This is a genomic window from Mesorhizobium sp. RCAM 06353 (assembly GCF_059683585.1).
This window is the reverse complement of sequence record NZ_CM185031.1, coordinates 6,123,374-6,136,627: the sequence shown is the minus strand read 5'-3', so window position 1 is coordinate 6,136,627 and position 13,254 is coordinate 6,123,374. Positions and strand designations below refer to the sequence as shown.

The following is a 13,254-nucleotide window of genomic DNA, read 5'->3' as shown; positions in this document are numbered from 1 at the left end:
CTCAGCCCTCCATCTTGATCGCCTTGGCGCGCTTGCGCATCCAGGCATTGGCGACGACGGCGAATATAGTCAGGAAGCCGATCGCGAATTTGAACCAGTTCGCGTCAACGTGGGAGAGCACTAGCCCGTTGTCGATGATGCGGATGAGGATCGTGCCGATGATGCCGCCAGCGACCGTACCGATGCCGCCTGCGAGTGAAGCACCGCCGATGACCGCCGAGGCGACCGCCTGGAGTTCCAGGCCCTCGCCGATGGAAGGCAAAGGGGAGCCCAGCCTCAGCACTTGCAACATGCCGGCGAAACCGGACAGCATCGAGCAAAGCATGAAGCATGCGAGCTTCACCCTTGCGGTCGGGATGCCCATCGAGGCGGCAGCGGGATGGAAGCCACCGGTGGCCTTTATCCAGTTGCCGAAATTGGTTCGGGAAAGCATCAGCGATGTCAGCACGGCAATTCCGACAAACCACACGAACGACATGCGGAACATATGGCCGGGACCGACAAACGAGGTGAACAGCCAGTTCGGCAGATCGACGGGAAGCAAGGGCGGAAACCCACCCGAGACGACGATCGTCAGTGACCGGGCGATGAAAAGCATGCCGAGCGTGGTGATGAAGCTCGGGATCTCGAACCAGATCGTCACATAGCCGTTGATGAATCCGATCACTGCGCAAACGACAAGCCCGGCCAGCAAGGCGAGGGGGAAAGGGACCCCCTCGACCATGAGGACGGCCATGCACATCGGCATCAGCGCGAACACCGATCCAACCGACAGGTCGAACTCGCCGCTGATCATCAGGATTGTGACGCCGATGGCGACGAGGCCCGTCTCAGGCAGAATGCCGAGTATGCCACGAAGGTTGTCCTGATTGAGGAACACGCCATCCGAGCGGATCTCGAAAATCACCACCAGAAGCGCCAGCAGGATCAGTCCCGCCAGTTCCGGCTTTTCCAGATAAGTCTTGAAGAGGCGTTTCAAGGCAGGCTCCAGGAATTCGAGGCAAGGGACTGCCCGGCGGTGTGAACACCGCCGGGCGAACACAGGGCGCGTGGGTCTAGCGCAGGCCTTGCGCTGAAAGCGTCATGATCGCGTCGGCCTGGTCCGGGCGTACGATGCCCTGGCCCGTATCGATGTCGGAGGGTGCCAGGCCGACCTTCTTGTTCAGATAGGCTTCCATCACCGGCATGAAGCCCTGCATGTAGGGCTGCTGGTCGACGAGGGCCTGGACGTAGCCCTTCTGCATTTGTTGCAGAACTTCCGGCACCAGATCGAAGCCGCCAAGCAGGACCTTGCCGGGCGCGACACCACGATCCTGCAGCGACCGCGCAACGCCGGCGCACCAGAAGCCGGTGTCGAAATAGGCTGTGGTGTCGGGATGCGCGTTGAGATAGGCGCCGACACGGTCGGAGGTGATCGCGAGATCCGTTCCGCTGTCGATCCGCTCCCAGGAGACCTGGCGATCGGGATGGGCCGCCTTGTACTCCTCAAGGAACTGCATCACACCCGCGCCGCGACTTTCCGACCAGTTCTGGCCTGGTGCCGAAATGCCGACCAGAACCTTGATCGGCCCTTCTTTCGGGAAGCTCTCCGAAATTGCCTTGCCCAGCGAATAGCCCGCCGGCTTGAACCCTTGCCCTATGAAGGCCTGCCGTGCATTGCCCTTGGCGCCTTCGGTGTCATCGACATTGACGGCAATCACCAACACACCGGCATCTCGCGCTTCCTTGATGACGTCGTCGAACGCCTTGTTGTCGACGATCGAGGTCAGCAGGGCATCCGGCTTGGCGGCAAGGGCGGCGCGCATGTTGGCGAGTTGCTGCTCGACCGAACCTTCGGTCTGGGTGAAGATCATGTTGCACTTGGCCTCGACCTTGCCGCAGGCATCGTCAAAGCCCTTCTTCACCGCTTGCCAGAAAGTGTTCGAGGCCGACGAATGGTGTGTGAAGACTATGTTGAGCCCGTCGGCGCTGGCGATGGAAGGCCCGGCGAGCAGCGTCGTCGCGAGCAAAAGCGTTGCAGTCAGTCGTTTCATTACTATTCCTCCCGTTGAGTGTTCTTCAGATGTCCGTCTTGTCGGAGACACGGCGATGGACGGTGTAGGCCCGACCGAGGTCGGGATTGAGCTCCAGCCCGAGCCCGGGGCCGGGCGGCACGGTGATCATGCCGTCCTTGACTTCCGGTAGCGCCGTCACGAGGTCGCGGTACCAGGTCCGGTAGAATGCCCGCACGCTCTCCTGTACGAGCGCGTTGGGTGCGTTGAGGGACAAATGTGTGGACGCCGCCAGAACCACCGGCCCGGTGCAGTCGTGCGGGGCGACCGGAAGGTGCCAGGCCTCCGCCATCGCGGCGATCTTGCGCGCTTCAGAAAGCCCGCCGCACCAGGAAATATCCAGCATGACGATGCCAGCGGCACCGGTCTCCAGAAGGTCGCGGAATGCCCAGCGACTGCCCAAGGTTTCCGACGCCGAGATCGGCGCCGGGCTTGCGGCCTCATAGCGCTTGAGGTCGGCGAGGCTGTCCATGCGGATGGGATCCTCATGCCAGTATGTGCCATAAGGTCCGAGCGCTTTGGCGATCTTGATCGCCGGCAGGAGCTGCCACATGGAGTGGAATTCGACCATGATGTCGATCTTGTCGCCGACAGCTTTGCGGATCTTCTCGAAGGGTTGCAGCGCGGCTTTGAGGTCGGTGGCGCTAATGTCTTGCCCCCGGCTTTTCTCGGCGGCATGGTCGAAAGGCCAGATCTTCATGGCCGTGATGCCGTCCTCGAGCAGCTCCGCCGCCAATTCGTCGGCGCGGTGGAGGAACCCATTCAGGTCGTCATAGCCTTGCCTTGTGCCGAGACCATAATTCGCGGTGGTCTGTCCCTTGCCGTCCTTGATGTATTCGGTGCCGGCGCAAGTGTTGTAGGTGCGGATGGACTGCCGCGAAAAGCCCCCCAGAAGCTGCGCGATCGGCTGGTTCAGAGCCTTGCCGAAAATATCCCAGAGCGCGATGTCGAAGGCGGAATTGCCGCGGACTTCGACCCCGCTGGAGCGGAAACCGAGATAGCCAACCAGATCCGCGGAAAGCAGATCGATCTGCAGTGGATCGCGGCCGATGACGCGGGGCGCGACATATTCATGGACATATTCCTCGACCGTGCGGGCCAGGAAGAACGTTTCGCCAAGGCCGGTGATGCCCTCGTCGGTATGCACCTCGATCCAGAGCAGATTGGGCCGCTCTTCGATGCGAATGGTCTCAAGCGAGCGGATTTTCATGCGATCCCCGCGTCGATCAGTGCCTTCACGCTCTTGTCGAAATGCGCGGCCATATGTTCGGCGGCAAGTTGCGGGTTGCCCGCGAGGATCGCCTGAGCAATATCTCCGTGACCGTCGATCATCTTGACCTGTGCTTCCTCGGAAGAGCGTGTGCGCCAGCCGATCACCCAGGTGCGTCGCGTGACGCCGCTGAAGGCGGTGATGATCAACGAAAACACCGGGTTGTGAGAGGCTCGCGCGATCGCTTCATGGAATGCGATGTCGTGCTCCATGACGATCTCGGGCGCCTGATGGTTCTCTCGCATCAGCCGCGCGCATTTTTGGATTTCAGCCGCCTCGGCGTCGGTCCGCCGGAGTGCGGCGAGCGCCACCGTGCGCATTTCGATGGTACGGCGCACATCGTAAACCTGCTGGATGCTGATCTGTTCGGTGGTGACGCCATGCTCGATCACCATCGACATGGCGCCAATGTCGAGCTTGGCGACGCTGGCGCGACGGCCGGCGCTCATGTCGATCAGGCGCATCGCCGACAGCGATCGAAACGCCTCCCGCACCACTGTCCGCGAGACGCTGAGCTTGCGGGTCATGTCGGCTTCACTGGGCAAGAGATCGCCAGGGCCAAGGCCTTCAACGCGGATGTGTTGGGTGATGGCCTGAATGGCGGCACTCACCAAACCGGGATTTGTCTCGTCAGGTCCCATGCTGCAGTCGCTCACCATTTGCCCAAAACCTGTATGACATGTTTTCTTGAAATGTGTATATCTTTGTGAAATCTTGTCTGTCAATAGCGGTTGACCGCGCGACAGTCGGGAAGGGAAAAGGGTGGTGGATAGCGAAGAAAAACAGCCGGGCTTCGTGTTTGATGCCCAGGATATTGTCGGTGAGAGCCTGGTTTGGGACGAGCGCAGGAAGACACTGATCTGGGTGGATATCATCGGGCGACGCATCCACCGGCTCGATCCGGCCACTCTCGATCACGAGAGCTGGCAGACACCGGACTTAGCAACCTCAATTGGCTTGCGAAGGGACGGTGGCGCAATCGTCGGGCTGCGAAAGGACGTGGCGCTGTGGGATTTCGGAGAAAACTTCAGGACGATCGCGACGATCGAACCGGACAGCCCTGACACACGGTTGAATGAGGGTGTGGTCGCCCCGGACGGCTCATTCTGGGTCGGCACCATGGAAAACAATATCGGCCCCGACGATCTTCCACGCGACATCTCGCGAGATGCGGGGCGGATTTATCGCCTCGACACTGCCGGCATTGTCGAGGCGCTCAGTGCCGATCGCTTCGGCATCACCAACACGATGGTCTGGACGGCGGATGATGCCTTCATCACCGCAGACACGACGAAGAACCAGATTTTCCGCTATCGCTGGGACAGGGTGCAATCGCGACTAACCGGCAGGCGTCTTTTCTTCTCGGGCTTTCCACGCGGTTTGCCGGACGGGTCGTGCATGGATGCAGAGGGCTATGTCTGGAATTGTCGCGTCGCAGGGGGCGGCTGCCTGGTCCGTATTTCACCTGACGGGGTTCTGGACAAGGTGGTGGAACTGCCCTGCAGCTGGCCGACGAGCTGTGCTTTCGGTGGTGAGAATTTCGACATCCTCTTCGTCACCTCGGCGCGGTTTGCCATGAGCGAGAGACATCTGCAGGCGAACCCGCAGGAGGGCGGGTTGTTCGCAGTGCGCGCAGGCGTTCGAGGCACACCGACCAATCGGTTCGGATAAGATAACCCAGTTGACGCGGCTGAGAACGGCAGGCTTACGAGGTCAGCTACGGCTTTTTCGACCATTCCGGGCAAGGCCCCAAGCGTTCCGGCGGTCGCCGGAGCGCTGACGGCAACAATTCATGAAAGCCGGATTCCGCTTGACAGTTTCATGAATATGAAAAAGTCTTAGCCAATTTCAAAATCCCGGTGAGCAGGTCGATGTCGACCCTAGTTGCAACGCAAGCGCCTGAGGCCCGGTCTTCGTCCGGCTTCCGGTTCGCCATGCTGTTGCCGGGGGCGCTGGTCACTTTCCTGCTCATCCTGTTTTCGCTTGGCCTGGTGCTGTTCCTCGCCTTCCGCGGCAATGACGGCTCGCTGCTCGGCGTTGGGCTGACCGTCGAAAACTTCGCCACCGTGGTCACCGATCCGCTCTACTGGACGGTGACGCTGCGCTCGCTGGTCATTGCCGGCCTGGTGACGCTGGCGACCGTCGTCACCGCCTATCCCGTCGCCTATTATCTTGCCTTCCACGCCGGGCGGCGGCGTAGCCTGCTGTTGTTCCTGGTGACGTTGCCGTTCTGGACCAGCTATCTCCTGCGCGTCTTCGCCTGGAAAATCGTGCTCGCCTACAACGGCGTCTTGAACTCGGCGCTGATCGAAAGCGGCATCTGGTCCCAGCCGACATTGGCTTTCCTGAACACACCGGCGGCGGTGGTCGTCACGCTCGCGCATGCCTACGCGCCTTTCGCCATCCTGCCGATCTATGTGGCGCTGGACACCATCCCGAAATCGCTGCTCGAGGCCGCTTCCGATCTTGGCGCGCGACCGTTCACCGCGTTCCGTCGCGTCGTGCTGCCGAACTCGATGCCAGGCGTGCTGGCGGCGGCTCTCGTCGTCTTCGTGCCGACGGTCGGCGACTATGTCACCCCGGCCATGGTCGGCGGCCCGGCCAGCACCATGATCGGCTCGCTGATCCAGTCGCAGTTCGGCAAGGCCAATGACTGGCCGTTCGGCGCGGCCCTTTCGGTTTGCGTCATGCTGGTCATCCTCGTCGTGGTGCTGGTCGCGCGCGGCGCCGACCGCAGATTTGGCAGCCGCACATGAAGGCGGAACGCGCCAGCACGAAACCGGACGGCCGCTGGCTCGGCCTCTACGTGCTTGCCTATCTGGTGTTTCTCTATCTGCCGGTCCTGCTGATCCCGCTGTTTTCCTTCAACGACTCCATCCAGGCGGCGTTTCCGCTGCAGGGTTTCACGCTGCAATGGTATGCGACGCTCTATGGCAATCCGGCGCTGTCGGGCGCGCTCGCCAACAGTCTCGTCATCGGGGCATTGGCCGCCTCCGGTGCCACGCTGTGCGGCATCACCGTGTCCTATATGGACCTCTATGGCCGCTCGCCATTGGCCGCCACCATCAGCGCCATCGCCCGGCTGCCGATCCTCATTCCCGGCGTCATTGTCGGCATATCGCTGCTGATCCTGGTCAACCTCATCGGCCTTGGACCATCGCGTGTCGCCATCGTGCTGGGCCACATACTGGTGGCGCTGCCAACCACGGTGGTGATCATGCGCAGCCGTTTTGCCGCCATCCCCAGGACGGTCCGCGAGGCGGCACTCGACCTCGGCGCCTCCGACTGGACGACGTTCCGGCGCGTCATGCTGCCGCTCAGCCTGCCCGCCGTGCTGTCGGCCTTCATGCTCGCCTTCCTGATCTCCTTCGATGAATTCATCGTCGTCTTCTTCCTCGCCGGCACCGAGCCGACCCTGCCGCTCTACATCTGGAGCCAGCTGCGCTTCCCCCGCTCGCTGCCGACCGTGATGGCGCTCGGGACGGTGATCCTGGCCGTGTCCTTCATCATCGCCGGTACAGCCGAACTCCTGCGTCATCGCGGGCTCGGCGCCGCGCGCCGCAATCCAGCCTGACCACAACAATGAGAGGAGAACGAAAATGGCATTTCTGAAATTGATAACCGGACACAAGGCCCGCACCGGCCTCGCCGCACTGGCACTCGCACTGTCGTCGACCGTGGCGCTGGCCGCCGAAAAGCTGCAATATTTCACCTGGTCGGGCTACGAACTGCCCGACTTCAACAAGAGCTTCCTGGTCGCACACCCCGACGGTGTCGAGGCCTCGATCTTCGGTGACGACGATGATGCCTTCACCAAGGTCAAGGCCGGCTTCCGCCCCGACATCGCCCATCCCTGCTACGACAAGGTGGCGCGCTGGAACAAGGAAGGCCTGCTGCAGCCGATCGACACCAAGCGCATCAAGAACTGGGATTCGATCTTCCCGGTGTTCAAGAACCTGCCCGATTTGCAGGCCGGTGACGGCAAGGTCTGGATGGTGCCGTGGGACTGGGGCAACACCTCGATCCTCTACCGCACCGACCTCGTGAAGAACCCCGAGGCGAGCTGGAACCTTCTGTGGGACAAGCAATATGCCGGCCGCATGGCAACCATCGACGCCGTGCATGACACGCCCATCGTTGCCGCACTTCTCGCCGGCGTTAATCCGTTCGACATGACACCCGAGCAGATGGACAAGGTCGCGGCAAAGCTGCGCGAACAGCGCCCGCTGCTGTCGAGCTACACCACCGACATGACCTCGGTCGAGCAGGCGCTGGCCAGCGGCCAACTGGTCGCCGCGATGACCTGGAACGCGTCGGCCACCTCGCTGAAGAAGCAAGGCGTGCCGGTCGAGTTCATGAAGCCCAAGGAAGGCATGCTGACCTGGGCCTGCGGCTTCGTCATGCTGAAGGACGCCAAGAATGTCGATCTCGCCTACGACTTCATGAACAGCCGGCTGGATGCCGATTCAGGCAAATTCCTGATCCAGTCCTACGGCTATGGCAGCTCGCTCTCGACCGCCTTCGCCGGCGTGGCGAAGGAGGAACTTGAGAAGCTGCAACTACCGTCCGATCCGGAAGTGATGCTGAAGACCACCATCTTCACCGGACCGATGAAGCAAAATGACGATGTGGCGAAGATGTTCGAGAAGGTGAAGGCGGGAGGCTGAGGCTCCCCCTTCTCCCCTTGTGGGGTGAGCAGCCGGTTCGCGTCAGCGAATTCATCGTGCCGGTGGCACGATGAAAGGCCGGCGAACGCCGGGACGCTGCGAAGCAGCGGGGACCCGGCAGGTGGATCGGCCACCACCCGGCCCTTCGCAGGCTCAGGGCGTTCGAAGCTCGAAAAGCCAAGCAGTTGGCTTTTCGTCCACTACGCAGACCGCTTCTCACCCCACAAGGGAGAAGGCAGAAGCAAACGAGGACCGATGTATGGATGTTCTTGACGAAGCCGCCGAGAAACCCAAGGACGATGCCGACGTTCGCGTCGGTCGACGCGTGCGGGCGCTGCGGCTGGAGCGCCGCCTGTCGCTGGCTGATCTTGCGGCAAAAGCCGGCGTATCGATCGGCGCGTTGAGCCAGATCGAGCGCGGCATGTCCTCGCTGCGCGTCAAGGTGATCTGGCCGCTCGCCGCCGCGCTGGACATCGAGCCATCGGCGCTGATCGCCGATGGCAACGATGCCGTCAACGATCTCTATTGCGTGCGTGCCGACAAGCGGCGCGCCATTCCCGTAAAATCCGAAGGCATCGCCAAGGCGCTGCTGTCGCCGCCGGGCGCGACGCTGACCGGCATGCTGGTGACGGTGGAAGCCGGTGGCGGCACGGCGGAAGCCTATGCCCATGCCGGCCATGAATTCGGCTACGTGCTGTCGGGCGAGGTCGAACTGGTGGTGGATTCGACAAAATACGGGCTGAAGACCGGCGACAGCTTTGCCTTCAAGAGCACGCTTCTGCACGCCTTCCGCAATCCCGGCGTCGAGCAGTGCCAGATCCTTTGGGTCAACACCACGAAACCCTCCGAGGTTCGCGATGGCGCCTGATCCACTCGTCCGGCTGCAGGCGGTCTCGAAGATTTTTCCCGGCGGCATCGTCGGGCTCGACGCCGTCGATCTCGACATTATCAGCGGCGAGTTCATCACGCTGCTCGGACCGTCCGGCTGCGGCAAGACCACCAGCCTGCGCGTCATCGCCGGCTTCGAAAGCCCGTCAAGCGGCAAGGTTTTGCTCGACGGCCGCGACATCACGGCCCTTCGACCCTTCGACCGGCCGGTCAACACCGTGTTCCAGGACTACGCGCTGTTTCCGCACATGAACGTCGCCGAAAATGTCGGCTTCGGCCTGTCGCTGCGCAAATTGTCTGGCGCCGAGCAGGCAAAGCGCGTCCGCGAAGCCCTCGACATGGTCGGTCTCGCCGACAAGCTTGGCGCCCGCGTCTTGGAACTGTCGGGCGGCCAGCGCCAGCGTGTCGCGCTCGCGCGCGCCATCGTCTGCGAGCCGCGCGTGCTGCTGCTCGACGAGCCGCTGTCGGCGCTGGACGCGCATCTGCGCGAACAGATGCAGGTCGAGTTGAAGCGGCTGCAGTCGCGGCTTGGCACCACCTTCGTCATGGTCACCCACGACCAGACCGAAGCGCTGTCGATCTCCGACCGCATCGTTGTCATGAACAAGGGCCGCATCGAGCAGATCGCGCCGCCGGCGACGCTCTATGACCGGCCCGCCACGAAGTTCGTTGCCAGCTTCATCGGCACCATGAATCTCCTGCAATCGCGCTTTGTCGGCCGCGACGGCGATCGCCTGCGCTTCACCGCCGGCACCTTGCCGCTCGAGGCCGTTTCTGAAACCGGCCAGTCACCTGGCGAAGGCGAGATGCGCACCATCGGCGTGCGCCCGGAGGACTTGCTGGCGGCGACCGAGGCCACGCCCGGCACCGCGCCGGCGCGCGTCAACAGCATTGTCTTTCACGGCCGCACGCTGCGCCTACACGCGGAACTGGGGCAAGGCATGCCTGTGGTGATCGATGCCCCGCGCCAGGCCGAGGGTTTTCAATTCAGCGTCGGCGACGTGGCGCATATCAGCCTGCGCCGCGGCGCCAACTGCCCTATGCTCTCCGCATAGGCTGCCCTTCCCAGAAAACCGCAGCATCGCTGGTGCGGAAGACACCAGTCCCGCTTCATTTCCGCTCAAGCGCGTGTTCCCAAAATCCGAGAACGATCGATTGATCCATTCGTGGGCGTTGGCAATTGACCGGCCAGGACGATTCCCTGGCCGGCATGTGAGAAATCGTCGTCACAATGCCGCGCTATATCGATCGTCCTGACACACGTTGTCAGCTGTCGTGCGGGCAAAGGTGGCGGACCGGCAAGCTGTTCCCTACTTCGAGTGCGTCTGAACAGGAGGAAACACAAATGACCATCGCGGACATTGCCAAGGATTTCACCAAGCTGCTCCAGCAGGGTGATCACGCCGGTGCTGGCGAGAAATACAACGCCGACGATATCGTCAGCTACGAAGCCATGGAAGGGCCAATGGCCGTGGCCCATGGCAAGGAGGCTCTGAAGCAAAAGGGCCAATGGTGGCAAGAGAACCACGAAGTCCACGGCGGCTCGGTCGAGGGGCCCTATGTCAATGGCGACCAGTTCGCAGGCCGCTTCAAGTTTGACGTAACGCCCAAGGCCACCGGCGAGCGTGTCACCATGGATGAGGTCGGCCTATACACGGTCAAGAACGGCAAGATCACCGAAGAGCGTTTTTACTACTGAGGCCGGAAATGGCTCCGTCTTCGGAGCTTGCTATCTTCGCTACAAGATCGAGAAACAAGCATGGCGGCCGGGCAATCCCCGGCCGCCATATGACGCTCAAATCGTCTTCACATACTCTGCAAGCTGGTCGGCCACCGTGCCCCAGCCATCGAAGAAGTCTATTTCTTCAGGGCTGTCGCCGCGTCGCAATGGATGGCCGTGCGGTGTAGCGCGTGCCCTTGCCATGAGGTGCTCTTCTGACGGCCGGTAACCCGGCAGCAAGCCCGGAAATTCCCCAGTTGCGAGCCTGGGCGCTGGCAAAGCGGGAAGGGCGGTTTTAGGCTGTGGGACGGATTCGACTGTCAGCCCAAGGGAAGCACGCTTTGACGATTACGATCTACGGCATCACCACCTGCGACACGGTCAAGAAGGCGCGCGTCTGGCTGGAGAGCCATGATGTGCCCTATCGTTTCCACGATTTTCGTGCGGAGGGGCTCGACGCGAAGCGGCTGGATGGCTGGGTAGGCAAGGTCGGCTGGGAAAAGCTGCTCAACAGGGGCAGCACCACATTCCGAGAACTGGCGGATGCAGACAAGCAGGGCCTCGACGAGAAGAAGGCCAAGGCGCTGTTGCTGGCCAAACCGACGATGGTCAAGCGGCCGGTGCTGGAAGTCGGTGACAGGGTTCTGGTTGGTTTCAAGCCGGAGGCTTATGAGCAGGCGGTGAAGTAGGTGGCGAGACGGTGAAGCTGCCGATCTCCCCCTTGCGGGGAGATGGCCGGCAGGCCAGAGGGGGGTGTGAAGGATCGCGGCTTTGGCCGGTTTTCCAACGCGTACTTTCTTAGCAAGCCTGTAGCTGCGGTTGTTAGGACGGAGGGACAGCACCCCCCTCTGCCCTGCCGGGCATCTCCCCGCAAGAGGGGAGATCGGACGTCGCCGCGGCTTTCGGTAGCGCAGGAGGCAAGCGCCTCTCAGCCCGTCCTGCGTAGATACTCCGCCAACGCCACGGCATTGTTATGCACCTCATCATGGGCGCCGTAGAGTAACGTCACCCGACCTTTACCAAGCAAGCCGCGCAGTTGCGCAACCGCCTCGTCATTGCCGTCCAGTTCCGCCCCATACCGGTCCTGAAACGCCGCCCAGCGCGCCGGCTCGTGCCCAAACCACTTTCGCAGCTCGTCGCTCGGCGCGATCTCCTTCAACCATAGCGCCAGCGCGGCATGCTCCTTGCTGACGCCGCGAGGCCAGATGCGGTCGACGAGAACCCGCTGTCCATCCTCGGCAGAGGGTGGTTCGTAGACCCGCTTGACCGCGATGTCGAAGGCCACCGGACCCTCCGCCTATCTTCAGGCCCACTCGCCCTTGCGCATCACCGGCACCTTGCGGCCGTCCTTGTGGACGCCGTCAATGTCGATCTTGTCCGAGCCGATCATCCAGTCGATGTGGATAAAGCTCTTGTTGCCGCCGCGCGTCGCGATCTCGTCCTGGCTGAGCGAGGCGCCGTTGACGAAGCATTTCGAATAGCACTGGCCGAGCGCAATGTGGCAGGCGGCGTTCTCGTCGAACAGCGTGTTGAAGAACAGCAACCCGCTGGCCGAGATCGGCGAGGAATGCGGCACCAGCGCCACTTCGCCGAGACGACGCGATCCCTCGTCGGTGTCGAGCACTTTCTTCAAGACATCCTCGCCCTTCGAAGCCTTGGCCTCGACGATCCGGCCTTCCTCGAACCGCACCGAAATCTCGTCGATCAGCGTGCCCTGGTAGGACAGCGGCTTGGTCGAGGAGACATGGCCCTCGACGCGCCTGGCATGCGGGGTGGTGAATACCTCTTCGGTCGGGATGTTGGGGTTGCAGGTGACGCCGTTCTTGGCGGTCGAGGCGCCGCCCATCCATTCATGCCCATCCGCCAGTCCGACCGTCAGGTCGGTGCCCGGTCCGGTGAAATGCAGCGCGTGGAAATTGTGGCCGTTCAGCCATTCGGTACGGCTGCGCAGCGCCGCATTGTGCGCCGTCCAGTTTGCGATGGGATCTTCCACGTCGACCCGCGACGCCGCGAAGATCGCATCGGCGAGCTTCACCACCGCGACATCATCGGCATAGCCGGGAAATACCTGCTTGGCCCAGGCGAGATCCGGGTAGGCGACGATGTTCCAGTTGATGTCGAAGCCGGTGATCTTTTCCAGCGCCGGCTGGTAGGCCATCGAATTCGCCTTGTTGGCGCGCGCCACTTTGGCCGGGTCCTGCGCCGACAACAGCGATGGATCCTCGCCGCGCACGGCAAGCCTGGCCGCATTGTTGGAGAAAGCCTTCGCCATGCCCTCATAGAGCCAGCCGGCGGCGTGGTCGAAACCGGCGTCCGCCCCGAAGCGATAGCGCGCCAGCGTCATCTCGTCATCGTTAAAGATCGGCGTCACCAGACCGGCGCCGGCCTTGTAGGCGTGCTCGACGATGCGCCTGGTCAGCGGCAGGGCCGCGATCGACGAGGTCAGCACCAGATCCTGTCCGGGCTGCAATTGCAGCCCGACCTTGATGGCGACTTCGGCCAGCCTGTCGAGCTTCACCGGGTCGATCGTTGCGGAAACGCCGCGCGAATGTGTGGTCATGATCCTGCCTGCCGTGATGTTTGATCTGGTCTTACATAGACCGCAGCCGGCATCCTTTCCACCGCGATTGCGCCGGGCCAGTTCAGGCCATGATCCCG

General features: G+C 62.4%; 15 protein-coding genes. 8 read left to right on the top strand and 7 right to left on the bottom strand.

Features of this window, described 5'->3' with window-relative positions; translation table 11 throughout:
• Position 1: 1 nt before the first annotated feature.
• The 4 genes from AC56QX_RS29870 to AC56QX_RS29855 form a co-directional block, all read right to left on the bottom strand.
• Positions 2 to 979 (bottom strand): ABC transporter permease, encoded by a 978-nt coding sequence (locus tag AC56QX_RS29870; protein WP_027058271.1) that lies wholly within the window; start codon positions 977 to 979, stop codon positions 2 to 4.
• A 76-nt stretch (positions 980 to 1,055) separates the two neighbouring features.
• Positions 1,056 to 2,033 (bottom strand): sugar ABC transporter substrate-binding protein, encoded by a 978-nt coding sequence (locus AC56QX_RS29865; protein ID WP_497112116.1) that lies wholly within the window; start codon positions 2,031 to 2,033, stop codon positions 1,056 to 1,058.
• A gap of 25 nt (positions 2,034 to 2,058) precedes the next feature.
• Positions 2,059 to 3,261, bottom strand: a complete 1,203-nt coding sequence (locus AC56QX_RS29860) for a mandelate racemase/muconate lactonizing enzyme family protein (RefSeq protein WP_497112115.1) — start codon at positions 3,259 to 3,261, stop codon at positions 2,059 to 2,061.
• On the bottom strand, positions 3,258 to 3,980 hold the full coding sequence (locus AC56QX_RS29855; protein WP_497112113.1) for a FadR/GntR family transcriptional regulator: 723 nt from the start codon (positions 3,978 to 3,980) through the stop codon (positions 3,258 to 3,260). Before AC56QX_RS29855 ends, AC56QX_RS29860 begins: the two co-directional genes overlap by 4 nt.
• 106 nt (positions 3,981 to 4,086) lie before the next feature.
• On the opposite strand from AC56QX_RS29855, the gene AC56QX_RS29850 reads away from it, so the two are divergent.
• From AC56QX_RS29850 to AC56QX_RS29820, 7 genes are all read left to right on the top strand, one after another.
• Entirely contained in the window at positions 4,087 to 4,992 is a 906-nt protein-coding gene (locus AC56QX_RS29850) for an SMP-30/gluconolactonase/LRE family protein (protein ID WP_497112111.1), read from the top strand.
• Between the two features lie 200 nt (positions 4,993 to 5,192).
• Positions 5,193 to 6,077, top strand: coding sequence for an ABC transporter permease (locus tag AC56QX_RS29845; protein WP_497112109.1), 885 nt, complete (start codon positions 5,193 to 5,195; stop codon positions 6,075 to 6,077).
• Positions 6,074 to 6,895, top strand: a complete 822-nt coding sequence (locus AC56QX_RS29840) for an ABC transporter permease (protein WP_497112107.1) — start codon at positions 6,074 to 6,076, stop codon at positions 6,893 to 6,895. Before AC56QX_RS29845 ends, AC56QX_RS29840 begins: the two co-directional genes overlap by 4 nt.
• A gap of 25 nt (positions 6,896 to 6,920) precedes the next feature.
• Complete coding sequence (locus tag AC56QX_RS29835; RefSeq protein WP_497112106.1) at positions 6,921 to 7,988, top strand: ABC transporter substrate-binding protein; 1,068 nt, start codon at positions 6,921 to 6,923, stop codon at positions 7,986 to 7,988.
• Positions 7,989 to 8,247: 259 nt separating this feature from the next.
• Positions 8,248 to 8,856: a cupin domain-containing protein gene (locus AC56QX_RS29830; RefSeq protein ID WP_497112104.1), complete on the top strand. Its 609-nt coding sequence runs from the start codon at positions 8,248 to 8,250 to the stop codon at positions 8,854 to 8,856.
• Complete coding sequence (locus tag AC56QX_RS29825; protein WP_497112102.1) at positions 8,846 to 9,931, top strand: ABC transporter ATP-binding protein; 1,086 nt, start codon at positions 8,846 to 8,848, stop codon at positions 9,929 to 9,931. Before AC56QX_RS29830 ends, AC56QX_RS29825 begins: the two co-directional genes overlap by 11 nt.
• Before the next feature lie 290 nt (positions 9,932 to 10,221).
• A complete protein-coding gene (locus AC56QX_RS29820; RefSeq protein WP_497112100.1) occupies positions 10,222 to 10,575 on the top strand; it encodes a SnoaL-like domain-containing protein in 354 nt (117 codons plus the stop codon).
• 96 nt (positions 10,576 to 10,671) lie between these two features.
• Here the strand turns inward: AC56QX_RS29820 and AC56QX_RS29815 are convergent, their stop codons facing one another.
• A complete protein-coding gene (locus AC56QX_RS29815) occupies positions 10,672 to 10,800 on the bottom strand; it encodes a hypothetical protein (protein WP_497112099.1) in 129 nt (42 codons plus the stop codon).
• Between the two features lie 137 nt (positions 10,801 to 10,937).
• Between AC56QX_RS29815 and AC56QX_RS29810 the strand changes: the two genes are divergently transcribed.
• On the top strand, positions 10,938 to 11,285 hold the full coding sequence (locus tag AC56QX_RS29810; RefSeq protein ID WP_497112098.1) for an ArsC family reductase: 348 nt from the start codon (positions 10,938 to 10,940) through the stop codon (positions 11,283 to 11,285).
• Between the two features lie 239 nt (positions 11,286 to 11,524).
• Here the strand turns inward: AC56QX_RS29810 and AC56QX_RS29805 are convergent, their stop codons facing one another.
• Together AC56QX_RS29805 and AC56QX_RS29800 are read right to left on the bottom strand one after the other, a co-directional pair.
• Positions 11,525 to 11,881, bottom strand: a complete 357-nt coding sequence (locus AC56QX_RS29805) for a DUF488 domain-containing protein (RefSeq protein WP_497112097.1) — start codon at positions 11,879 to 11,881, stop codon at positions 11,525 to 11,527.
• Between the two features lie 18 nt (positions 11,882 to 11,899).
• Positions 11,900 to 13,156, bottom strand: a complete 1,257-nt coding sequence (locus tag AC56QX_RS29800) for an aminopeptidase (RefSeq protein WP_497112096.1) — start codon at positions 13,154 to 13,156, stop codon at positions 11,900 to 11,902.
• Between the last annotated feature and the right edge of the window lie 98 nt (positions 13,157 to 13,254).